Raw genomic sequence first — 22,521 nt, 5'->3', positions numbered from 1 at the left:
GGGATGAGTCTTGGGGGAGTGGAAGAGTCTTGGGAGGCTAATCATGCTCTAGAGGCGGTTACCTGTGGCGGCGTCGAAAAGCGAGGCGCGCATCGGGTCAAAACCGATGCCGACCGCCTCGGCGTTGTTTGGCGTGCGCTCGGCTGTCACCCGCACCGTGAAATTCTGGCCGGCGAGCTTCAGCCAGACCAGCGTGTCGGAACCCATGGGCTCGACGACCTCGACATTTGCCGTGGCTGCGAACGGCCATCCCGTGCCGCTGTTGAACGCCACGTGCTCGGGGCGGATGCCGAACACGGCCGGCCCTGGCACCGGGTCCTTCTCGAAAGCATAGGTGGCAAGCGGTATCCGCACATCCTCGGCGACGAAGTGCCAGTCGCCTGCCGCTTGCTCCAGTCTGCCGTCGAGGAAGTTCATTGCCGGCGAGCCGAGGAAGCCGGCGACAAACCGGTTGACCGGCCGGTTATAGATGGTCTGCGGCGCATCGAGCTGCTGGATGACGCCGCCCTTCATCACGGCGATACGGTCGGCCAGCGTCATCGCCTCGATCTGGTCGTGGGTGACGTAGATCATGGTGTTCTCGAGCTTGCGATGCAGCAGCTTGATTTCGACGCGCAATTCCGCGCGCAGCTTGGCGTCGAGATTGGAGAGCGGCTCGTCGAACAGAAAGACATCGACGTCACGCACAAGTGCGCGCCCGATCGCCACGCGCTGGCGCTGGCCGCCGGACAGCGCCGCCGGCTTGCGATGCAAAAGCGGTTCGATCTGCAGGATCTCGGCGGCCCGGGCGATGCGCTTGGCGATCTCGTCCTTGGCGAGGCCGGCAACGCGCAGCCCGAACGACAGGTTCTTCTCCACCGTCATCTGCGGATAGAGCGCGTAGGACTGGAACACCATGCCGATGCCGCGATCCTTGGGCTCTTCCCAGGTGACGTTCTTGCCCTTGATGAAGATGCGGCCTTCGGAAACGTCGAGCAGCCCGGCGATGCAGTTGAGCAAGGTCGACTTGCCGCAGCCGGACGGGCCGAGCAGCACGATGAACTCGCCTTCGGCGACATCGAGGTTGAGCGTCTGCAGCACCGATATTGCACCGAAATTCAGCGACAGGTTCTGGATCGAGACGCTGGTGCCGTTTGCCGCAATGCTGCCGTTTGCGTTCATCGCCATCATCCTTTCACCGCGCCGGCGGCGATGCCGCGCACAAACAATTTTCCGGACAGGAAATAGACGATCAGCGGCACCAGGCCGGTCAGGATGGTGGCTGCCATGTTGACGTTGTATTCCTTCACGCCTTGCACCGAGTTGACGATGTTGTTGAGCTGCACCGTCATCGGATAGGTGTCGGGGCGGGTGTAGACGACGCCGAACAGGAAGTCGTTCCAGATGCCGGTCACCTGCAGGATGATGGCGACGACAAAGATCGGCAGCGACATCGGCAGCATGATGCGGAAATAAATGCCCCAGAAGCCGGCGCCATCGACACGCGCTGCCCGGAACAGCTCCTCCGGCATGGAGGTAAAGTAGTTGCGGAACAACAGTGTGAGGATCGGCATGCCGAAGATGGAATGGACGATCACCAGGCCGCTGAGGCTGCCGTAAAGGCCGACTTCGCGCAGGATGATGACGATCGGATAGATCATCACCTGATAGGGGATGAAGGCGCCGACGATCAGGATGATGAAGAAGGTGTCGGCACCTTTGAAGCGCCAGTTGGCAAGCGCATAGCCGTTCACCGAGGCGAGCGCGATCGACAGGATCACCGACGGGATCGTGATGCGCACCGAATTCCAGAAGCCACGCGACAGCCCGTCGCAGTTGAGCCCGGTGCAGGCGCTCGACCAGGCCTTGACCCACGGCTCGAAGGTGATCTCCATCGGCGGCGAGAAGATGTTGCCGAGGCGTATCTCGGGCATGCCTTTGAGCGATGTCACCACCATCACATAGAGCGGCAAAAGATAGTAGAGCGCCACCACGATGAGCGTGCCGTAGAGGAAGATGTTGCGGCGCGAGAACATATGCCGCGGCTTCGGCCCGCTCGGCCCGTACGCTTCGAGCGTGCCGGGGCCGGCCGGCAAGGAAACGGTATGGTCAGACACGCTTCTTGCCTCCAAACTCAAGATAGGCCCACGGCACGATGACGATGATCACCGACAGCAGCATCATGGTCGAGGCGGCGAACCCCTGACCGAGGTTCTGGGCGAAGAACATGTAGTCATAGACATATTTGGCCGGGACTTCGGAGGCGATGCCGGGCCCGCCGCTGGTCTGGGCGACAACCAGGTCATAGATCTTGACTATACCGGCAGCGATGATGACGAGCGTGGTGATGAAGACCGGCCGCATCATCGGTATGATGATGAACAGATAGGTCTTCCAGGTCGGTATCCCGTCGACCCGCGCTGCCTTCCAGATATCCTCGTCGATCCCGCGCAGGCCGGCCAGCATCAGGCACATGATGAGCCCGGTGCCCTGCCAGAGAGCGGCGATCAATATGCCGTAGATGACGATGCTGGAATCATAGAGCGGATTGAAGCTGAAGCTCGTCCAGCCGAGGCTGCGCACCACTGCCTGGATCCCGAACTCGGGGTTGAGCAACCACTGCCAGACGAGGCCGGTGACGATGAAGGAGAGGGCGAAGGGATAGAGGAAAATGGTCCGGAACGTGTCCTCGAACCGGATCTTCTGGTCGAGCAGGGCGGCAAGCAGGAAGCCGATCACCAGCGAGAACAGCAGCGACAGCACGCCGTAGATCAGCAGGTTCTCGATCGAGACCAGCCAGCGCGGCACCGACCACAGCCGGTAGTACTGGTCGAGCCCGACGAAATTCAGCCGTGGCAGGAGCTTCGAACTGGTGAAGGAATAAAGCACCGTCCACGCGCTGCCGCCGACAAAGATCACCAGCGCGGTGAGGATCATTGGGATCGAGGCGATCTTCGCATTGAGGTTGCGAAAGAGTTGGCTAGGGCGTTCGCTCTTGCTCATCTGCACAGCCGCGCTGGATCGGGTAAGGGCCGGAGGGTCAAGAGGCCTTGACCCGAGCTCCCGACCCTGCGTTTGCAGGGGCGGGAGTGAGGCGGTCGGTCGATCGCTCAATCGGCCGAACCGACAATGGCGGCGAAGCGCTTCTGCGCATCTTCCACGGTCATGTCCTGCTTGGCGAAGAACTCGGAGAAAAGATCCTCCTTCTGCTTCTGCGTATCCTGCGAAAGCAGCTGGTCGGTCCACGGCATGACATTGCCCTTGGCGAGAATTTCGAGCCCCTTCTTCATGCAGTCGTTCGCCGCCTTGAGGTCGACGTCGCCGCGCACCGGCAGCGAGCCTTTCTTGAGATTGAAGGCGACCTGCGTCTTGGGATCGAGCAGCGTGTGGGCCAGCACTTCCTGTGCCTTCGATCTTTCGGGATCCTTCAGCAGCGGGAAGTAGAAAGCGTCGCCGCCGGTGGCGATGACCTCGTTGAGACCGAGGCCCGGAAGGCAAGTATAGTCCTTGCCGGCGGTCTGGCCGGCAACCTGGAACTCGCCCTGCGCCCAGTCACCCATGATCTGGCCGCCCGCCTTGCCGGTGATGACCAGATTGGTGGCCTGGTTCCAGTCCTGCACATTGGTGTTCTTGGCCATCTTGCGGGCATCGTCCGCGGCCTTGAAGACCTTGGCGACCTCGGGCCCGGCGGCGAATTCCGCGTCCTTGTCCTTGTAGACCTTGAGGAAGGCGTCGGTGCCGCCGACCGCCGCAAGCAGCACGTCGAAAGCGCCGGAGGCCTGCCAGGGCTGGCCGCCGACCGCTAGCGGCTGGATGCCTGCCTTTTCAAGCGCGGGCGCCGCAGCGACATATTCATTCCAGTTCTTCGGCACCGGCACGCCGGCTTTTTCGAAGGCCGCGTTCGACAGCCACAGCCACTGCCAGGAGTGGATGTTGACCGGCACGCAATAGATCTTGCCGTCGAGGGTACAGCCGTCGAGCAGGCTCTTCGGCTGCACGATTTCCGTCCACTTTTCCTTGGTGGCGAGATCGGTGAGGTCGCGCATCAGCCCGGCCTGCACCAATTCTTCCGCCTGCCGGCCGTGATTGAACTGGGTCGCGCCCATCGGGTCGCCGCCGGTGATGCGGCTGATCATGATCGGCCGCGCCGTGCCGCCGGAGCCGGCGATGGCGCCGTCAACCCAGTGATTGCCGGTTGCGTCGAAAGCCTTGGCGAGTTCGGCGACCGCTGCCGCCTCGCCGCCGGAGGTCCACCAATGGGTGACTTCCAGATCCGTCGCGGCCGCCGGGCCGGCAAATTGCAGCGCGACCGTCGCAGCCAGCGCAGCAGTCATGAGTTGGTATCGCATTTCGTTCCTCCCAGAATCTGAAACGTTACAGATTTTCGATACGGCAATTGCTTGAGGCGCGCAACCCCTCAGGCGAAGGTGGCATCAAGTTTTTTCGAAGCGCGAATAAAATCGCGCGGCTCGTCGGCCTACCGCATCGCAACAAGAGGGGTTGCACTGCAAAATGGAATGCTGCGACGCCAAAAAATCGGAAAAGCCCGTTCCAATCACGGTTTTGCACCGACTGCAGCACCGCTCGTTCTGCATCTGTCACCAGTGATATGGCGATGGTCGTGACAATCTGTAACGTTTCAGTATATAGCGGTTTCATTCGGTGAGGGCCCGCGGCGAACCCGCGGCCGGCCGATTGCCGGCCTGTCCGGCAACTGTTATGCGCCTGACGGGGCGGGATGAATGAACAGGCATCAAAAAGAGAAGGCCGACGAAGCGTCGGGCCAGGGCCGGCCGACACTGAAGACGCTCGCCTTCATGACCGGGCTGGGCGTCACCACCGTGTCGCGCGCGCTGAAGGATGCGCCCGAGATCGGCGCCGAGACCAGGCGGCGCGTCCAGCTTGTCGCCAAGCAGATCGGTTATCGGCCCAACCGTGCCGGCGTCCGCCTGCGCACCGGCAAGACCAATGTCATCAGCCTGGTGCTCAACACCGAGCACGAGATTATGAGCTTTGTCTCGGATATCATCTACGGCGTTTCCGAAGTCATTGCCGACACGCCCTACCATTTGATCGTGACACCCTACTCGCGCTCGCAGGATCCGCTCGACCCGATCCGCTACCTCGTGGAAACCGGTTCAGCCGACGGCGTCATCATTTCGCGCACGCAGCCGAACGATCCGAGGGCCCGTTATATGCTGGAGCGCGGCATCCCCTTTGCCACGCATGGCCGCACCGATATGGGGCTGATCCATCCCTACCATGATTTCGACAATTACGCTTTCGCAGCCGAGGCAGTGCGCCATCTGGCCGGCCTCGGCCGCCGCCGCCTGGCTCTGTTGGCGCCGCCGGTCGAGCTGACCTATCACGGCCACACGCTCGCCGGCTTTGCCGATGCGCTGAGCGAGGTCGGCGCCAGCGAGATTCCGTTCAACACCGTTTCGATCGATCATTCGATCGAGCAGATCAGAATGCGGACCGCGCAGCTGATGCGCCGCGAAAGCCGCCCGGACGGTTTCATCAGCAGCGCCGCCGCCGCGACGCTCGCCATCGTCGCCGGCATCGAAGACGCCGGCCTCAAGCTTGGCCGCGATGTCGATGTGGTGTCCAAACAATCGTCGGAGCTTCTGCACCTGTTTCGCAGCGAATTGCTGGTCGTCAACGAGAACTTCCGACTGGCCGGCGCCGAACTCGCCCGCTCGGTGCTGGGCTGGATCGGCGGCGCCGCACCCGGCACCCTGCAAAGCCTGAGCGAGCCGGGCGAAGTGCAGGCCTATCGCCGTCCCGACTAGAGCGGGATACGTTCAAATTGAACTGGGCTCCATCTATTTGTCTTAGCCGCATTTGTGCGACGCCAAGTGATTCCACTTGGCTGCAAAATGCGCGCTGCTGACTGGCAGCCTTGGGGGCCGGAAGCGGACTGGCGGCCTCGAGGCTGGGATACAAGAGAGCCGACATTCAGGTCGTCGCGAACATCGTCGTGACCTGACCCGAGGCGGATGCTTGATCACTAGGAGCGTATCGTCCGCTTTGCCGCCAAAGCCATCACCGCCTCGGCAACCATGTCGGGCTCCAAGCCCCAATTCTTCGAGAGGGACCTCCAGCTTCGACATAAATCCGAGTCTACAGCATTTCCCTGGCATCTGAGTTAATATCGCGGCTGAGGGAACCGAATTCTTAGGAGAGCTGGTGTGGACGTTGCCGCTTGGTTGCGAGGCCTCGGCCTCCAGCAATACGAGCAGGCATTTCGCGACAACGCGATTGACGCGGAAGTCCTGCCGGAGCTGACCGATGCCGACCTTGAGAAGCTCGGTATGCTCCTCGGTCATCGCAAGCGATTCCGCAAGGCGGTAGCGGGGCTGGGGCCGTCGTCAAGCCATCGCGACGCGAGCACCGATGACATTGCGGCTCAGAGCCGCACCCGGGAGCCAAGCGCGGAGCGTCGACAGCTGACCGTAATGTTCGTGGACCTCGTCGGCTCGACGGCGCTGGCGACGCGTCTGGATCCCGAAGACCTGCGTGAGACCATCGGAGCGTATCACCGCTGTGTCGCCGATACGGTCACCAACTTCGGCGGCTTTGTCGCCAAGTATATGGGCGACGGAGTTTTGGTGTATTTCGGCTACCCGCAGGCGCACGAGAACGCCGCCGAGCAGGCGGTGCGCGCGGGCCTTGCTCTCGTTAATGCCGTTAGGCGACTGCCAGAGCCCGAGCCATTGCGGGTTCGTATCGGCATCGGCACCGGACAGGTTATCGTAGGCGATCTGATCACCGCTGGCGAAGGTCAAGAGCGCGGCGTCGTGGGCGAGACCCCGAACCTCGCCGCCCGCCTACAAGCTCTTGCCGAACCCGGCACGGTCGTGATCGGGCCGCAAACGCGGCAACTGGTCGGCGATCTTTTCGAATATCGCGATCTTGGCGCCGTCGAGGTGAAAGGCTTTCCGGAGCCGATCCATCCCTATCGAGTGTTTCGTGAGAGCGCTGTCGAAAGCCGGTTCGAGGCGCTGCATGGGACGACGCCCACGCCGCTGGTCGGGCGTGAGGAGGAGGTCGACCTGCTGCAGCGCCACTGGCATCGTGCGAAGAGTGGTGAAGGTCGTGTGGTGCTGCTCTCAGGCGAGCCCGGCATCGGAAAGTCGCGCCTCACCGTCACCTTGCAGGAGCGGATCCAGAATGAGCCACACACCCGCTTGCGCTATTTCTGTTCGCCGCACCGTCAAGACAGCGCGCTCCACCCGACCATTGCGCAGCTAGAACGTGCCGCTGGGTTGGAGCGCGACGACCCGCCTGAGAGGAAGCTGGATAAGCTTGCGGCCCTGCTTGCCGCGGCCTCGCCGGAGGACGGGGCGCTGCTGGCCGAGCTGCTGTCGTTGCCGACCGAAGGTCGCTTCCCGCCACTCCAACTGACGCCCCAGCGTAAGAAAGAGAAAACCTTCGATGCACTGCTCCGGCAGCTCGAAGACCTGGCGCGACAAGGTCCGGTGCTGATGCTCTTCGAGGATGTGCACTGGATCGACCCCAGCTCGCGCGAGCTGCTCGACCTTGTAATCGAGCGGGTGCCGCTCCTGCCAGTGCTGCTTCTCCTCACGTTCCGCCCCGAGTTTCGACCGCCGTGGACCGGGCAGGCGCACGTCACGGTTCTTGTCCTCAACCGGCTCGACCGTCGTGAAGGCGCCGCGCTGGTCCAGCGGGTCGTCGGCACAGGGGAGCTGCCAAGCGACGTTGTTGCGGAGATCATCGAGCGCACTGATGGGGTGCCACTGTTCGTCGAGGAACTGACCAAGGCGGTGTTGGAGGGCGGCAACACCAGGACAGTGCTCTCAAGAGCCGCTACGACGGCGTTGAACGTACCCGCCACGCTGCATGCCTCGTTGATGGCGCGGCTCGATCGCCTCGGCTCAGCCGTTATGGAGGTCGCACAGGTCGGCGGGGTTCTCGGTCGGGAGTTCTCCCACGAATTGCTGGCAGCGGTCGCACAGCGAAATGCCGCTGAGCTAAATGGCGCACTGGATCAGCTCGTCGGCGCCGGTCTGGTGTTTTGCCGCGGGACGCGGCCACTGGCCACTTACCTCTTCAAGCATGCGCTGGTTCAGGACGCAGCGTATGGCACGCTGCTGCGCGCCAAGCGCCAGGAGATACATAAGCGTGTCGCAGATGTGTTGGAGGAAAAGTGGACCGAAATCACTGAAGCGCAACCCGAGCTCCTCGCGCACCACCTTCAGGAAGGTGGGGATTGGGCGGGCGCGCTCGATCACTGGCAAAAGGCGGGAAGGGCCGCCGTGGCCAGAGCTGCCACTAGAGAAGCCGTGTCGCACTTTACCAGTGCTATTGACTGCAGCAGGAGACTTGGCGATGTGTTCGGCGGCTCCGAACGGATGACACGTCTCCACCTTGCGATGGCCAATGCCTTGATGCAGGCTGAAGGGTATCATTCTGAGCGCCTTGGGAAGACGCTTGAAGATGCACGTCTCGCCGCTGCGAACACTGCATTGGTCGAATTGCAATGTGACGTTGCGCTTTCACTCGCTCCATTTTTTTATGCCACTGGGCGCAATCAGGATTACCTGACCCTGGCCGAAGAGCAGCTCGCAAACGATGCCAATCTTGTTCCAGCGGCCTATTTGAGTGCACTTTGGGCGGCAAAGGGGATTGCTCACTACAACCGGGGAGAACAACCGCTGGCAGCGGAGGCCCTACGCAAGGCCTTAGCTCTGATTGAACGTGTTGAAGCAAGTCGTCGTATCTTGTTCGCTGGTGCGGATCAACGTCTCTCTGCCCAAGAGTATCTTAGCGGTTCGCTGATCATATTGGGCTTCTTTGACCATGCCGTCGAACAAAAAGAGCAACTGATTCGAACTGCCGGTCAGCTCGAGAAACCCTTCGACCTCGCCTGGTATCTTCTCGCTCAGTGTGAATTTTTTGCTATATTCGGTCAATACGAGGAACTACTTGAGACCGCTACGAAGATCGTCGAGATTTGCGATCGGCATGGCTACGCGGCGCGTCGAAGCAGCGGCATTAGGTGGCGTGGCCATGCCCGCTCGCATTTAGGTGAACTGGATGCCGGCATCGATGACGTCCGGGAGAGTGTGGTTCTTTGGCGTGGGCGGGGCGTCGTATTTCATACCCCTGAGAAAACATGCGAACTTTGTGATCTTCTCCTGCGGGCCGGTCGCATCGAAAATGCATCGCAAATGCTTGATGATGTCGATACCCTCGTTTTCGATACGGACGAGGCGAGCTACCTAGCAGAATGCATTCGCCTTCGTGGCCAGATCGCCGCAGGCAGAGGTGACCTGACGGGCGCCGCGCACCTATTCGAAACAGCAATTGCTACTGCCCGTCGGCAGCAAGCGACACTCTTCGAGCTTCGCGCCGCAACGCAACTAGCACCAGTTCTGGCACTTCAAGGTCGTGTCCATGAGGCCGCGACGCGCCTACGATCCGTGATCGACGCACTTGAAACCAGATATCCGGTCGTCGACCTGATCGCAGCGCAAAGGGCGCTGGACACGCTGGGCCAATGAGTTTCGCCGCCTTGCGTGGGGCTCCAACGACTGGTTAGCGTCGACTGGATACAATCTGCTTGGCTCATTGCGCACCCAAGGGCACCTTCGTCCGTCTGGACCGGAATGTAACGGGAATGGTTTAGATGAGACGTTTACGCTTGTCCCCCCGTAGGTCCGCTACGGCGCGACCACGACTTCCAGCATGGTCACACGCGATGTCCGCTTCCGGGCGGAGGCAAATTTTGCCTCCAGGGCCGACATTAGGCGCTAACCGCCCGCTCCGCTCCCCCAAGGACCATGGAAAGCGCCCTGCCCATCGATGCGCTCGAAGCCGTGCGCGCCGAAGAAATCGCGCTGCGCCTGGATCAGGTTCGAAGTGCCGCGGCCCTGCCGGTAACTGTCGAAATAGGCAAGTGCAGATGACAGGGCCGGCACCGGCGAGCCGGCTTCGGCCGCCCTTGCGACGACACGGCGAAGCGACGGATGTGCCTCCTGCATCAATGAGACGAAAGCCGGCGCCATCAACAGGTTGGTGGCTGCGCCGCCGCCGCCGAAGGCCTCCGCCATCGTATCCAGCAATTGCGAGCGGATGATGCAGCCGGCCCGCCAGATCTTGGCGATGACCGGCATCGGCAGGTTCCAGTTGAATTCCTTCGACGCGCCGCTCATCACCGCGAATCCTTGCGCGTAGGCGGCGATCTTGCCGGCAAACAGAGCCAGCTCGAGATCGGCGAGCAGGGCGTCCCTGTCTCCGGAAATCTTGCTCACGCCGCCGCCATAGACCTTTTCGGCGGCAAGCCGCTCGTCCTTGATCGACGACAGCACGCGTGCCGCCACAGCCGCCTCGATCGCGGTGGCCGGGATGCCGAGCTGCTGCGCCTCGATCACCGACCATTTGCCGGTGCCTTTCTGGCCGGCGCGGTCGAGGATGATGTCGACCACCGGTTTGCCGGTCTTGGGATCGTCGGCGGCCAGCACCTTGGCGGTGATCTCGATCAGGTACGAATTGAGCCGACCCGTGTTCCACTGGGAAAACACCTCGGCGATCTCTTTCGGCCCCATGCCGAGCCCGTCGCGCAATATGCCGTAGATCTCGGCGATCATCTGCATGTCGGCATATTCGATGCCGTTGTGGATGGTCTTGACGAAATGGCCGGCGCCGTCGGTGCCAAGCCACGCCGCGCAAGGCTCGCCCTTGAACTTGGCCGAGATGGCGGTCAGCACCTTTTCGACGCGCTTCCAGGACTCTTCGGTGCCGCCGACCATGATAGAGGGACCGTGACGTGCGCCCTCCTCGCCGCCGGACACGCCCATGCCGATGAAGGTCAGGCCCGAATCGGTAAGCTCGGAGAAGCGCCGCATCGTATCGCGGAAATTGGCATTGCCGGCGTCGATGACGATGTCGTTGGCCGACAGCACGCCGCGCAATGCCGCGATCTGCTCGTCGACCGGCTTGCCGGCCAGCACCATGATGATGATCGGCCGCGGCGGCCGGATCGCGGCGGCCAGTTCTTCGAGGCCGTAGCAGGGCACCATCCTATCCCGAAGCGCGCCGGCATTTTCGACAAAGGCATCGGTGCGCGCCGCGGTACGATTGAAGACGGCGATGCGGTGCCCCTTCTCGGCGATATTGAGCGCCAGGTTGGAACCCATCGTGCCAAGGCCGATCAGGCCTATTTCGGCTTTTTCCATCGTTTCTTCCCTGCTTTCGGATCTTGTTGGTTTGAGCCCGCGATTGGGTTGGACGCCCATTCTTGATGGCGATGATTGACGGGGGTTCGCGGCCGCGTCAACCGCCTCGCCGAATTGTCTTGCAGCCGGGGCGTGTTGAGATGCAGGTCAGGCCGAGCCGGGGTCGAAGACGGGCGCGTAAGCGACCCAACAGGTGGTTTCCGAGAACCGGAGCGGAGCGTACTCAAAGTACGTGATCACCAGAAGCGCAGGATACCGCCATTTGCAGGCCGGCATCACCTGAATATCAGCACGTCACTCCGGCCTGATGTCGATCGGCGCCTCTATCTTCACCATCTCGAAATCCGAGACCAGGATATCGAGCCGCGCCGTCCACCGGCCAGCGACCGGAATGACGAGATCGTCGACGCGCCAGGTGCCGTCGCCAAGCCTCGTCGCCGGGCGCTTGATGGGTTCGATGCCGGAATCGGGCTTTGACAGTACCAGCGTTACCTGCTTGGCGTCGAGCGGGCCGAAATCGCCGGTCATGATGAAGATCGAAGCGGCAACAAGCCCGGCATGGCCGGGCGCAATGCTGAGGTCGGCCATCGCTTGCAGTGTGTGGATATGCACCGACGCCGGCTGTGCCGCGGCGATCGCCAGCGCGCGCGGCGGCGGCGTGAAGCGCCAGCCGGAGGCAACGCCGAAGATCGCGACCACGATCAACACCTCGATGGCGATCGAGCGGGCCAGCCGCCTCTGGACCTCGGTATTTCCTGCCTCGGCCGGGGCCGTAAGCTTGAAGCGATTGACGGCGGCGAGCGTGAACAGAAAGACGAGCAGCGCCAGCTTGAGCAGCAGCAGCCGGCCATAAGCGGTGTGGACCAGCGCCGACGGCGTTCGCACCTGGATGACGGCGAGCACGATGCCGGCTGCCGCAAGTACGGCCACGACGAAAAGGATCGCTCGCGAAAACCGGCGCAGCAACGGCCCGGCTTTGTCCGGCTGCCGTTTCAAGGCAAGACCGAGCGGCGCCAGCGCCCCGGCCCAGACGGCGATACCAGTGGCGTGCAGAAACACCATCGGCCGGGTCAGCCATTGCGGCTCGGCGGCACTGGCATGCCCGCTGGCGGCAAGTGCTGCGCCGACGCCAACCAGTCCGGCCAAGGCCAGCGGCTTTGCGTCGGCGGGCGGCACGACCAGCGATAATAGGCCAAGGCCGAGCGCCATCAGCGCGATCAGCACCGTCCAGCCGAAGCTGGTGCCAAGCCCCGTCTGCCAGATGACCGGCTGCGCCAGCCGGGCAAGCGGCGCGCCGAGTGCATCCAGCCCCTGGAAGCCGTGCGACAAAACTGCGGCGGCCAGCCCGCACAGGATCGCGGCGACGATCATGTTCTGGCCGGATCGGCCGCCTTGTGCCAGCCAGGCCAGCGCAAAGGCACCGCCGACGCCGAAGAACAGGCCGATATATAGAAAAACCTTGCCGATCCAGATCGCCGTTCGAAGCTCCCGGTCGACAGCTTCGGAGGCGGCCGGCGCAGCACTCGGTGCACCGACCGAGAACAGCACCGAGCCGCCGACCGGATGGCCGTCGGCGGAAATCACCCGCCAGCTCAGCACATGCGTGCCGGATGTCAGCGCCTGCGGATTGTCGATCTCGACGGTCTGGCCGCTGAGCCGGAAAGAGCTCAGCGGGATCGACGTCCCGTCGGGCCGCACCAGCGTCAGCACCAGCGGCGAAACCGGCTCGCTGAAGGTCAGCGACATCTGCGACGGGCTCTGCGCCAGCACCGCACCGTCAGCCGGCTCGGCCTGGATCAGCGCCGCATGGGCGAAGGCAGCGTTTGGCGCGGCAATGGTGGCAAGCAGCACAATCGCAGCCAGCAGGCCGATGGCAAGCCGGCCGGTTGTGCAGGCCGTTCGCAGGATGGATGCCGCGCTCATGTCACCGCCACAAAGACAGCGGCGCGCTCTTTCGGATAGAGCGCGCCGCGTAAGGATCACTTCTTCGGCAGCAGCTTGAGGCCGGGCGCCGGAAATTCCAGCGCGTCCTCAGCCTGCCCGGCCGCCGGAATTTCGATCCAGCGATCGGCAACCCCGTCACATTCCTGCACCACCGGGAAATGCAGCATCTGGCCTGCCGGCAGATCCGCCGCCAGTGTCGCGCGAAAGACGAATTCGTCGTAGAATTCGTCCGGCAGGCTGCCGGCGCTCCAGTCGATCTCCTTGACGCCGCTGGTCACTGCCTGGCCGTAGAGCTGATAGGACTTCTCGTATTTGCCGTTCTTGACCTGCAGCGTCCAACCCGGCTTCGGCATCGGTTTGACCGAAAGCACCCCTTCCGGGATCTGCACGCGCACGGCGGTCGTCGCCTTGCCCTCGCAGCCATGCGGCACCCGAAGAACCGCCTTGTAGGTCGAGCCCACCGCCGCCTCCGGCGTTTCGAGCGTGATGTGGGCAAAGGCCGCGCTGGTCCCGAGGACAAGAAGCACGCAGCCGGGCAAAAGAGATCTCTTCATGATGCTACCTCTCGAAGCGGCCAAGTCAGTCGTCGTCCTGGGGCGGCGCGCTGCCGATGCCTTGCACGGCGAATTCAATCTGCACGGGCCCGGCTTTTTCGAAGGTCAGCGTGGCGGAGAACATTTCGCCCTCCTTGGGCTGCCGCTTCAAATCCATGAACATCAAATGATAGCCGTTGGGCGCCAATGCGACCTTGCCGCCAGCCGGGATTTCGAGGCCGCCGGTGACCGGCCGCATCGTCATCACGCCATTGCTGACGCCCATCTCGTGCAGTTCGGCCTTGGCCGAAATGTCGGAGGTGATCGACAGCAGGCGATCCGGCGCACTGCCGGTGTTGGTGATGGTGAAGTAGCCGCCGGCCACCTTGGCGCCGGCTGGCGTGGCCCGCGACCAGGGGTGCCCGATCTCGAGATCGCCAAGCTTGAACTCGTGCGCCAACACCGTCTGGGCGCTGGCGAACAGGAGGGCAAGAACGCAGAGGGCGACGCCGAGACGCTGCTCGAAACTACCCAGTGAGAAGCGCCTGCGGCTGGATGCGGCAGCGCGAAAAGAGTGAGACATGATTGCTCCGTGGACTTTAGGGGATCGCGCCGATGGCCGGTCGCGAATGATGTCGATAAACGCGCCGGCAAAGCGTTGCGCGGCGCGAACCAGAACGGATCAGGCCGTCGCCGGTGGTGCGCGCGGATTGGACGGAGTGCGGGCGCGGGCGAAATCGCGATGCCGGAAGGCCGGCAGGATAAAGGCGATGGTTTCGACGGAAAGGCTGCGAGCCAGGCTCCCGGCTGCATCCAGCGGCGCGTAGACCGCCGAAACGAGGTTGCAGCCAAGCATGCAGCAAGCCGGCATGTGCTGCTGATGCGGATCGCCGGCGGGGAGTTGCGCCGCACCGTCATGGGTGCAGATCGTGTTGCCGAAAGCATCGAATTGCGAGGCGTTCGGCTCGCCGCCGGAAGCAAACGCGCCGAACATCGACTGGAGCACGAAAAGCCACGCCGCGGCGAACGCGACCGGCATGCTCCATCGTCTCCGGCGTATGGTCAAGAACCAGCCTCTTCACGCAGCAACGTCAGCTCTCTAGCACGGAGCCGGCGGCCGGAAAATCGCCAAAACGTTGCTGCGGCAACGCAACACAATCACGCGCGTTGCGGCTGCCTGCCCTCGGGAATGGACGTCAGCAGCGTGTGGCGGGCCGATTTCAGGTGCTTGCGGCAGGCGGCGTCGACCTTGGCGAGATCGCGCGATTTGAGCGCGGCGATATAGGCGAGATGCTCCTGGACCGCGACTTCGTTGCGCTCGCGCTCCTGCGCCTTGTTCCACTGGTAGTGGTAGTGGAAGATCATGGCGATGACGTCGTAGAAATCGACGATGAAGCGGTTGTGCGACGCCCGATGGATCAGCCGGTGAAAGCGCTCGTCAAGCTCGGAGAATTCGTTGAAGCGCACGGCGATCTCGCGCTCCAGCCGGTGATGCTCGTCTTCCAGGCGGTCGAGGTCGGCCCACACCGGGCTGTCCTCGGGCAGAGCGGCAAAGGCTGCGGCCGAGCGCAGTTCGAACATCTCGCGGATTTCGGTCAGCTCCAGCGCGAAGGCGCGGGTAAAGCCTTTCAGCACCCAGTGGCTGTTGCGGCGCTTCTCGATCAGCCCGAAGCGCGAGAAGCGGATCAGGAATTCGCGCACGCTGGTGGTGCCGACGCCGATCTCGCGCGCCAGTTCGAGCTCGTTGATCTGCATGCCGGCTTCGGCACCGCTGGCAAGCAGCCGCCGCATGAAGGAGCGCTCGATGATCTCGGCCAGCGTGTCGGTTTCTTCCTCGGGGAAGAAATCGTCCGGTCGCGGTTCGCGCAGGACCGTCTTGCTGCGCTTGTTCCAGTCGATCAGCCCGGTTTCTTCCATGCGCGCAAGGATAGTGCGGACCGTCGTGCGGCTGACGCCGAGCAGCGTACCCAGCTCCGGCTCCGAAGGCAGGCTCCTGGTTTCGTCGAGCAGCCTCAGACCGCGATTATAGGCGTCCTTGTAAACGTTGTTGCTCTTCGACATCCCCTGCCCCGTGGCGCATCTGCGTTTGCGGCCAGTGTGAAGCGTTTCTCGCGCATGAAACCGGTACCTTTTCGGAAAACATCATGCGCAACGCTAGTTTTGGTTGTAGAGCCTACTTCTCGCATCCAAAAGACGCGTCGCGCTCTGGCGAAAAAACAATTGACGCAAAAATGTTTTTTCACGATAAAAGACATTATATGTTAAGAGCCGCGTGTCAATCCGCTCGCGCACCCAGGAACACACCCAGGAAGCTCCCGTGAACGCCGCAAACAGCATTCTTCTGTCTCCCGCCGACAATGTCGCGGTCGCCAATGGCCGCATCGAGATCGGCACCGTGCTGCCGGGCGGCGCCGTCGCCGCCGCAGTGATCGAGCCGGGCCACAAAGTGGCGATCAAGCCGATTGCGGCCGGCGAGGCCGTGGTCAAATACGCCCAGGCGATCGGTCGCGCCACGCAAGACATCGCGCCCGGCGAGCATGTCCATTCGCACAATCTGGTCTTCGAAAGCGGGCGTTTGCCGGTGGTGCCGCCGAGCGAGGCTGTGCATGCGACCGAGGCCGATCGCGCCCGCACCTTCATGGGCTACCGCCGCGCCGATGGCCGCGCCGGCACGCGCAATTTCATCGGCATTCTCGCCAGCGTCAATTGCTCGGCCACCGTCTGCCATGCCATCGCCGACGCCGCGAACCGCACGCTTTTGCCGCAATATCCCGGCATCGACGGCTTCGTCCCGATCGTCCACGGCCAGGGCTGCGGCATGAGCGCCACCGGCGACGGCATGATGGTGCTGCATCGCACGCTGGCCGGCTATGCCCGTCACCCGAATTTCGGCGGCGTGCTGATGGTCGGGCTCGGCTGCGAGGTCAACCAGCTCACCCTCTACGGCCAGAAGGGCGTTGCCGCGGGAAAACGTCATTTCAACATCCAGGAAGCCGGCGGCTCGCGCAAATCGGTCGAGAAGGCGTTGGTCGTGCTGGCCGAGATCGCCGAGGAGGTCGGCAAGCTTCAGCGTGAGCCGATCCCGGTCAGCGAGATCGTCGTCGGCCTGCAATGCGGCGGCTCCGACGGCATGTCCGGCATCACCGCCAATCCGGCGCTGGGTGCCGCGGTCGACATTTTGGCCGGCGTCGGCGGTGTCGGCATCCTCTCCGAGACGACGGAGATCTACGGCGCCGAGCACCTGCTCGCCTATCGCGCCGCAACCCCCGAGATCGCCGCCAAGCTCGACGGTTATGTGAAATGGTGGGAAGACCACGTCGCCAAGCATGGCGCATCGATCGACAACAATCCCTCACCGGGTAACAAGCGCGGCGGCCTGACCACCATCCTGGAAAAGTCGCTCGGCGCGGTCGCCAAGGGCGGCCAGACGCCGCTCAACGGCGTCTTCGGCTATGCCGAAAAGGTCACCGGGCACGGGCTGGTGTTCATGGACACGCCCGGCTACGACCCGGTCTCGGCCACCGGCCAGGTGGCGGGCGGCGCCAATGTCATCGTCTTCACCACAGGCCGCGGCTCCTGCTTCGGCTGCCGGCCGACGCCGTCGATCAAGGTCGCCAGCAACTCGACCATGTATCACACGATGGAAGAGGACATGGACGTGAATTGCGGCGTCATCGCCTCGGGCGAAAAGACCATCGCCGGCATGGGCCGCGAGATCTTCGAACTGATCGTCGAGACGGCTTCGGGCCGCAAGACCAAGAGCGAAGAGTTCGGCTACGGCGACAACGAGTTCGTGCCTTGGCATCTCGGAGCGACGCTCTAAGCCGGACATGCGCAAACGGTCGCGAACACCGGACGTGATCGCCAGGCGTCACAGTTCCAACGCTCCCGAAAAAGAATGAACATTCCATATTGACTGAGTGATGGAATTAATATTCCATGCGACATATTGGAGGAGATTGGCAGCGGAGTTCCGAGGGAGCAAGCTTTCCCACCCAGCCATTCGAGCGGCCATCAAACATCGCTTGCGCCGACCGAGGTGATGCACTATCAAAATGCGGTAAATGTTTTTTATTGATAAAGTTCCGTTCGGGCCGCGCCATCCGAATGGAGCTTCCGTAACATTCACCGGGCGACTTAGGGAGGACTCCTAATGAAATTCGTGACCAGCATTCTCAATCGCCGCGCCTTCGTGGCACTCGCAGCCGCCTCGATGCTTGCCGGCGTGATGCACTCGGCCCCGGCATCCGCGGCCGACGCGACCATTCCGATCATCGTTAAGGACACCACGTCCTTCTACTGGCAGATCGTTCTGGCCGGCGCCCGCAAGGCCGGCAAGGATCTCGGCGTCAACGTGCCGGAGCTCGGCGCCCAGGCCGAGACCGACGTCAACGGCCAGATCTCGATCCTCGAAAATGCCGTCGCCGGTAACCCGGCCGCCGTCGTCATCGCGCCGACCGAAGCCAAGGCGCTCGGCAAGCCGATCGACGAGGCCGCCACCAAGGTCAAGATCATCGGTATCGACTCTGGCGCCGACTCCAAGGCCTTCACCTCGTTCCTGACCACCGACAACATCCAGGGCGGCCGCGTTGCCGCTGACGGCCTTGCCGCAGCCATCGGCGAAGCCAATGGCGGCAAGGTCGAGGGCGACGTCGCCCTGATCACCGCTCTTCCGGGCGCCGGCTCGCTCGAACAGCGCGCCCAGGGTTTTAAGGAACAGCTCGCCGCCAAATATCCGGGCCTCAAGCTGGTCGCCGACAAATACGCCGACGGCCAGGCCACCACCGGCCTCAACATCGCCACCGACCTGATCACCGCCAACCCCAACCTCAAGGGCATCTTCGCCTCCAACCTGATCATGGCGCAGGGCGTCGGTCAGGCGATCGCCGAGAACAGTCTGGCCGGCAAGGTCGGGCTTGTCGGTTTCGACAGCGACGAGAAGCTGATCAAGTTCCTCAACGACGGCGTCATCTCGGCGCTCGTCGTTCAGGATCCGTACCGGATGGGCTATGACGGCATCAAGACGGCGCTCGCCGCCTCGAAGGGCGAGAAGGTCGAGGCCAATGTCGACACCGGCGCCAATTTGGTTACCAAGGCCAACATGAAGGATCCGAAGATCGACGCGCTGCTCAACCCGAAGCTCGACTGAGCATAGCCGCAAGTGAACTGTTTCCGGGGCCTTTTTCGCCCCGGAAACATCCCACTCGTGCCAATCGCGAGGCCAATCTTTGGGGGCCAATCTGGGAGGATTGTCATGATGTCGACGGCGCAGGAACTCCATCCGGCCCCAACGCTTGAACCGGGCAGGACCATCCTCGAACTCCGCGGGCTGGAAAAGCGCTATCCCGGCACCCACGCGCTGAAGCCGGTCGACCTCGCCTTCAAGGCCGGCGAGATCCACGCCATCGTCGGCGAGAACGGCGCCGGCAAATCCACCCTGATCAAGCTTCTGACCGGCGTCATGCCGCGCACCTCCGGCGACGTCATCTGGGAGGGCAAGCCTGCCGCATTGGCAACGCCGCATGAGGCGATGGCGCTCGGCATCAATGCCGTGCATCAGGAAGTCGTCCTATGCCGCCATCTCACCGTCGCCGCCAACATGTTCCTCGGCGAGGAGGATTCCCGCTTCGGCATCCTGCAGCAGCGGGCGATGGTCAGGCAGGCGCAGAAGATCATCGACGATCTCGGCTTCGACCTGCCGGCGCATGTCATGCTGGGTGACCTGACCATCGGCCAGCAGCAGTTGATCGCCGCCGCCCGCGCCACGGTGCGCGGCACCAAATTCCTGATCTTCGACGAGCCGACCGCCTATCTTACCCGCAAGGAGGCCGACCAGCTGTTCACGCTGATCCGCCGGCTGAAGGGCGAAGGCGTCACCATCATCTACATCAGCCATCGCATGGAAGAAGTGTTCGAGCTCGCCGACCGCGTCTCGGTGCTGCGCGACGGCACGCTGGTCGGCACCAGGAACATTGCCGAGACCAATGACGCCGAGCTGGTCAAGATGATGATCAACCGCTCGATCGAGCAGGTCTACCACAAGGAGCATTTCACCCCCGGCGCGACCATCGTCGAAACCAGGAACCTGTCCGGCAAGGGTTTCGAAAATGTCTCGATGTCCGTCCGCGCCGGCGAGATCGTCGGCCTCTACGGCCTGATCGGCGCCGGGCGCAGCGAGTTCGTCACCACGCTCTATGGCCGGCACCGCAAATCGGCCGGCCAGATCCTGTGGGAGGGCAAGGAGGTCAAGGTCAATTCCGAACATGACGCGATCAGGCTCGGCATGGCGCTGGCCCCGGAAAGCCGCCGCGACCAGGGCCTCTGCCTCAACCTGCCGGTCGGACTCAACCTCAATCTGCCGATCTACAAGCGCATCTCGAGCAATCTGCTGATCTCGCGCGCGCAGGAAAAGGCGCAAGCCGATCGCCAGATCGCCGACCTGCGCATCAAGACGCCGACGCGCGGCGCGCTGGCCTCCAGCCTGTCCGGCGGTAACCAGCAGAAGATCGTCATCGGCAAATGGCTCGCCCATGGCGCCAAGCTATTCATCTTCGACGAGCCGACTGTCGGCGTCGACGTCGGCACCAAGGCCGAGATCTACCGGCTGTTCGGCGCGCTGTTGTCCAAGGGAGCCGGCATCATCCTGATCTCGTCCTACCTGCCCGAGGTCTATGAACTCGCGGACACGCTGCACGTGTTCCGGCGCGGCAAGCTGGTGGCCACGCACGGCTTTCGTACCGCTGACCACGAGGAGATCCTCACCCAGGCGCTGGCCGAGAAACAAGAAAAACCGGGAGGACGGATATGAGCACCGAGGCGATCGCTGCCGAAAGGCCGAAACGCAACTACAACGCCCTGTTCGGGCTGACACTGCTGGCGCTGCTGGTTCTTTTATGGATCATCCTGTCGGTGGCGACGCCGAGCTTCGCCTCCGCCAACAACATCTCCAACCTGTTGCGGCAAGGGTCGATGATCGCCATCCTGGCGGTCGGCCAGACCTTCGTCATCATCACCGGCGGCATCGACCTTTCCGTCGGCGCCGTGGTCGGCTTCGCCACCGTCATCGTCGCGATGCTGATCAACGCCGGCACACCGGTTTTCCTCGCCATCCTGATCACCTTGCTGGTCGGCGTCGCCATCGGCATGTTCCATGGGTTCGGCATCGTCAAGATGGGCCTGCCGCCCTTCATCATCACCCTGGCAACGCTGACCTCGCTGCGCGGCATCGGTCTGTTGATGACCAATGGCAACTCGATCTCGATCAACAACGACGCCTTCCAGACGTTCTCGCGCAGTTCCTTCGCCGGCGTCCCCAATCTGTTCTGGATGGTGATCCTGGTCGGCATCCCAGCCTACATCTTCCTGCACCACAGCCGCTGGGGCCGCTATCTGTTCTCGGTCGGCTCCAACGCCGAGGCGTCGCGCCTGTCAGGCGTCAACGTCCAGCGCACCATCTACATGGCCTACACGCTGTCGGGCCTGTGTGCGGCCTTCGTCGGCGTGCTGCTTGCCTCGCGCATCGGCATCGGCAATCCGACGCAGGCCGAGGGCTGGGAATTGCAGGCGATCGCCTCCTCGGTGATCGGCGGCACCTCGCTGTTCGGCGCTGTCGGCTCAGTGCACGGGCCGCTGCTCGGCGCCTTCATCCTTGCCACCATCAACAACGGCGCCAATCTGCTCAACGTCAACGCCTTCTGGCAGCGCATCATCACCGGCGTGCTGATCATCGTCATCGTCTATTTCGACGGGCTGCGCCGCCGCGGCAAATAGACCGCCTCCCAACAACCGCCGGCCTCGCGACAGCAGGACCGGCGGTGCCATGAACCGACTGGATTGAAGCATGAAAGCCGTCGTCTGCCGCTCGCCCGGCGAACTTGTCCTCGAAGACCGCCCGGAGCCCGGCGCGCCCCCCGCCGGCTGGGCGCTGGTCGCCGTCAGCCATGTCGGCATCTGCGGCACCGACTATCACATCTTCGAAGGCAAGCACCCGTTCCTCGCCTATCCCCGCATCATGGGCCACGAGGTTTCCGGCACCGTGATCGAGGTTGGCGAGGACGTCGATCTCGCCGTCGGCGAAGCGGTGGTCGTCAATCCCTATCTCGCCTGCGGCAAATGCATCGCCTGCCGGCAAGGCAAGCCGAATTGCTGCGTCAGGATCGAGGTGCTCGGCGTCCACCGCGACGGCGCCATGTGCGAGCAGATCCTGGTGCCGGCGCAAAATCTTTATCCGGCAAACGGCCTGTCGCTGGCCGATGCCGCCGCCGTCGAATTCCTGGCGATCGGCGCCCATGCCGTGCGGCGCTCGCTCGCTGATCCAGGTGCGCGCACACTGGTCATCGGTGCAGGCCCGATCGGGCTCGGCACGGCGCTGTTCGCCCGCATCGCCGGGCTAGACGTGACGCTGCTCGACATGAGTGCGGAGAGGCTGGGTTTCGCCGAAAGCGAACTCGGCTTCGCGACCCTCGACGGCTCGCGGGGCGCTGCCGACCTGGTGCGGGAAGCAACCGGCGGCGACGGCTTCGACGTGGTTTTCGATGCCACCGGCAACACCCGGTCGGTGCAGTCGGCCTTCGCCCATGTCGCGCACGGCGGGGCGCTGGTCCTGGTCAGCGTCGTCAAGGACGACATCGCCTTTTCCGATCCCGAATTCCACAAGCGCGAGATGATGGTGATCGGCAGCCGCAACGCCCTGCGTGCCGATTTCGACCATGTCGCCGCCTCGATCCGCAACGGCGCGCTGCCGCTGGCAAAGCTGGTCACCCACCGCACCACGCTTGGCGAGACGCCGCACGACCTCGCCCGCTGGGCGCATGAGAAGTCCGGCCTGATCAAGGCCGTCATTCAAGTCGGATGATGCCAGGGCT

Annotated in this window: 17 protein-coding genes; 7 read left to right on the top strand and 10 right to left on the bottom strand. The window is 63.2% G+C overall.

The window, feature by feature from the left end:
* Positions 1–48 precede the first annotated feature (48 nt).
* From NKK47_RS14690 to NKK47_RS14675, 4 genes are all read right to left on the bottom strand, one after another.
* Positions 49–1,161, bottom strand: a complete 1,113-nt coding sequence (locus NKK47_RS14690) for an ABC transporter ATP-binding protein (protein WP_352448362.1) — start codon at positions 1,159–1,161, stop codon at positions 49–51.
* 5 nt (positions 1,162–1,166) lie between these two features.
* Entirely contained in the window at positions 1,167–2,096 is a 930-nt protein-coding gene (locus NKK47_RS14685) for a carbohydrate ABC transporter permease (protein WP_023675222.1), read from the bottom strand.
* The gene (locus tag NKK47_RS14680; protein ID WP_352577431.1) at positions 2,089–2,982 is read right to left on the bottom strand and encodes a carbohydrate ABC transporter permease; all 894 of its coding nucleotides are present in this window, start codon (positions 2,980–2,982) and stop codon (positions 2,089–2,091) included. Before NKK47_RS14680 ends, NKK47_RS14685 begins: the two co-directional genes overlap by 8 nt.
* Before the next feature lie 107 nt (positions 2,983–3,089).
* Positions 3,090–4,328 carry an ABC transporter substrate-binding protein gene (locus tag NKK47_RS14675; RefSeq protein ID WP_352577430.1) on the bottom strand — a complete coding sequence of 413 codons (1,239 nt, stop codon included), beginning with the start codon at positions 4,326–4,328 and terminating at the stop codon, positions 3,090–3,092.
* Between the two features lie 393 nt (positions 4,329–4,721).
* On the opposite strand from NKK47_RS14675, the gene NKK47_RS14670 reads away from it, so the two are divergent.
* Complete coding sequence (locus tag NKK47_RS14670) at positions 4,722–5,771, top strand: LacI family transcriptional regulator (protein ID WP_254816774.1); 1,050 nt, start codon at positions 4,722–4,724, stop codon at positions 5,769–5,771.
* Between the two features lie 399 nt (positions 5,772–6,170).
* Positions 6,171–9,506, top strand: coding sequence for an AAA family ATPase (locus tag NKK47_RS14665; RefSeq protein ID WP_352577429.1), 3,336 nt, complete (start codon positions 6,171–6,173; stop codon positions 9,504–9,506).
* 249 nt (positions 9,507–9,755) lie between these two features.
* On the opposite strand, the gene gnd is transcribed toward NKK47_RS14665, so the two are convergent.
* The 6 genes from gnd to NKK47_RS14635 all read right to left on the bottom strand — a co-directional run bounded on the left by gnd (position 9,756) and on the right by NKK47_RS14635 (position 15,718).
* The gene (gene gnd, locus NKK47_RS14660) at positions 9,756–11,180 is read right to left on the bottom strand and encodes an NADP-dependent phosphogluconate dehydrogenase (protein ID WP_352577428.1); all 1,425 of its coding nucleotides are present in this window, start codon (positions 11,178–11,180) and stop codon (positions 9,756–9,758) included.
* Between the two features lie 294 nt (positions 11,181–11,474).
* Positions 11,475–13,103 (bottom strand): copper resistance CopC/CopD family protein, encoded by a 1,629-nt coding sequence (locus NKK47_RS14655; protein WP_352577427.1) that lies wholly within the window; start codon positions 13,101–13,103, stop codon positions 11,475–11,477.
* 56 nt (positions 13,104–13,159) lie between these two features.
* On the bottom strand, positions 13,160–13,678 hold the full coding sequence (locus NKK47_RS14650; RefSeq protein WP_352577426.1) for a YcnI family copper-binding membrane protein: 519 nt from the start codon (positions 13,676–13,678) through the stop codon (positions 13,160–13,162).
* 25 nt (positions 13,679–13,703) lie between these two features.
* The gene (locus NKK47_RS14645; protein WP_352577425.1) at positions 13,704–14,240 is read right to left on the bottom strand and encodes a copper chaperone PCu(A)C; all 537 of its coding nucleotides are present in this window, start codon (positions 14,238–14,240) and stop codon (positions 13,704–13,706) included.
* 99 nt (positions 14,241–14,339) lie between these two features.
* Positions 14,340–14,696 (bottom strand): DUF2946 family protein, encoded by a 357-nt coding sequence (locus NKK47_RS14640; protein ID WP_352577424.1) that lies wholly within the window; start codon positions 14,694–14,696, stop codon positions 14,340–14,342.
* Between the two features lie 119 nt (positions 14,697–14,815).
* The gene (locus NKK47_RS14635; protein ID WP_352448373.1) at positions 14,816–15,718 is read right to left on the bottom strand and encodes a GntR family transcriptional regulator; all 903 of its coding nucleotides are present in this window, start codon (positions 15,716–15,718) and stop codon (positions 14,816–14,818) included.
* Positions 15,719–15,974: 256 nt separating this feature from the next.
* Between NKK47_RS14635 and NKK47_RS14630 the strand changes: the two genes are divergently transcribed.
* From NKK47_RS14630 to NKK47_RS14610, 5 genes are all read left to right on the top strand, one after another.
* Positions 15,975–17,480: a UxaA family hydrolase gene (locus tag NKK47_RS14630; protein WP_352577423.1), complete on the top strand. Its 1,506-nt coding sequence runs from the start codon at positions 15,975–15,977 to the stop codon at positions 17,478–17,480.
* 330 nt (positions 17,481–17,810) lie between these two features.
* Positions 17,811–18,806: an ABC transporter substrate-binding protein gene (locus tag NKK47_RS14625; RefSeq protein ID WP_023675208.1), complete on the top strand. Its 996-nt coding sequence runs from the start codon at positions 17,811–17,813 to the stop codon at positions 18,804–18,806.
* A gap of 105 nt (positions 18,807–18,911) precedes the next feature.
* On the top strand, positions 18,912–20,465 hold the full coding sequence (locus NKK47_RS14620; protein ID WP_352456805.1) for a sugar ABC transporter ATP-binding protein: 1,554 nt from the start codon (positions 18,912–18,914) through the stop codon (positions 20,463–20,465).
* Complete coding sequence (locus NKK47_RS14615) at positions 20,462–21,427, top strand: ABC transporter permease (protein ID WP_352448376.1); 966 nt, start codon at positions 20,462–20,464, stop codon at positions 21,425–21,427. Before NKK47_RS14620 ends, NKK47_RS14615 begins: the two co-directional genes overlap by 4 nt.
* A gap of 70 nt (positions 21,428–21,497) precedes the next feature.
* Positions 21,498–22,511, top strand: coding sequence for a zinc-binding alcohol dehydrogenase family protein (locus NKK47_RS14610; protein WP_352577422.1), 1,014 nt, complete (start codon positions 21,498–21,500; stop codon positions 22,509–22,511).
* Positions 22,512–22,521: the final 10 nt, after the last annotated feature.

The sequence above is a fragment of the Mesorhizobium sp. M0019 genome (assembly GCF_040323975.1).
In the GTDB taxonomy this organism is placed as follows: Bacteria; Pseudomonadota; Alphaproteobacteria; order Rhizobiales; family Rhizobiaceae; genus Mesorhizobium.
This window is presented reverse-complemented; position numbering and strand designations above follow the sequence as displayed.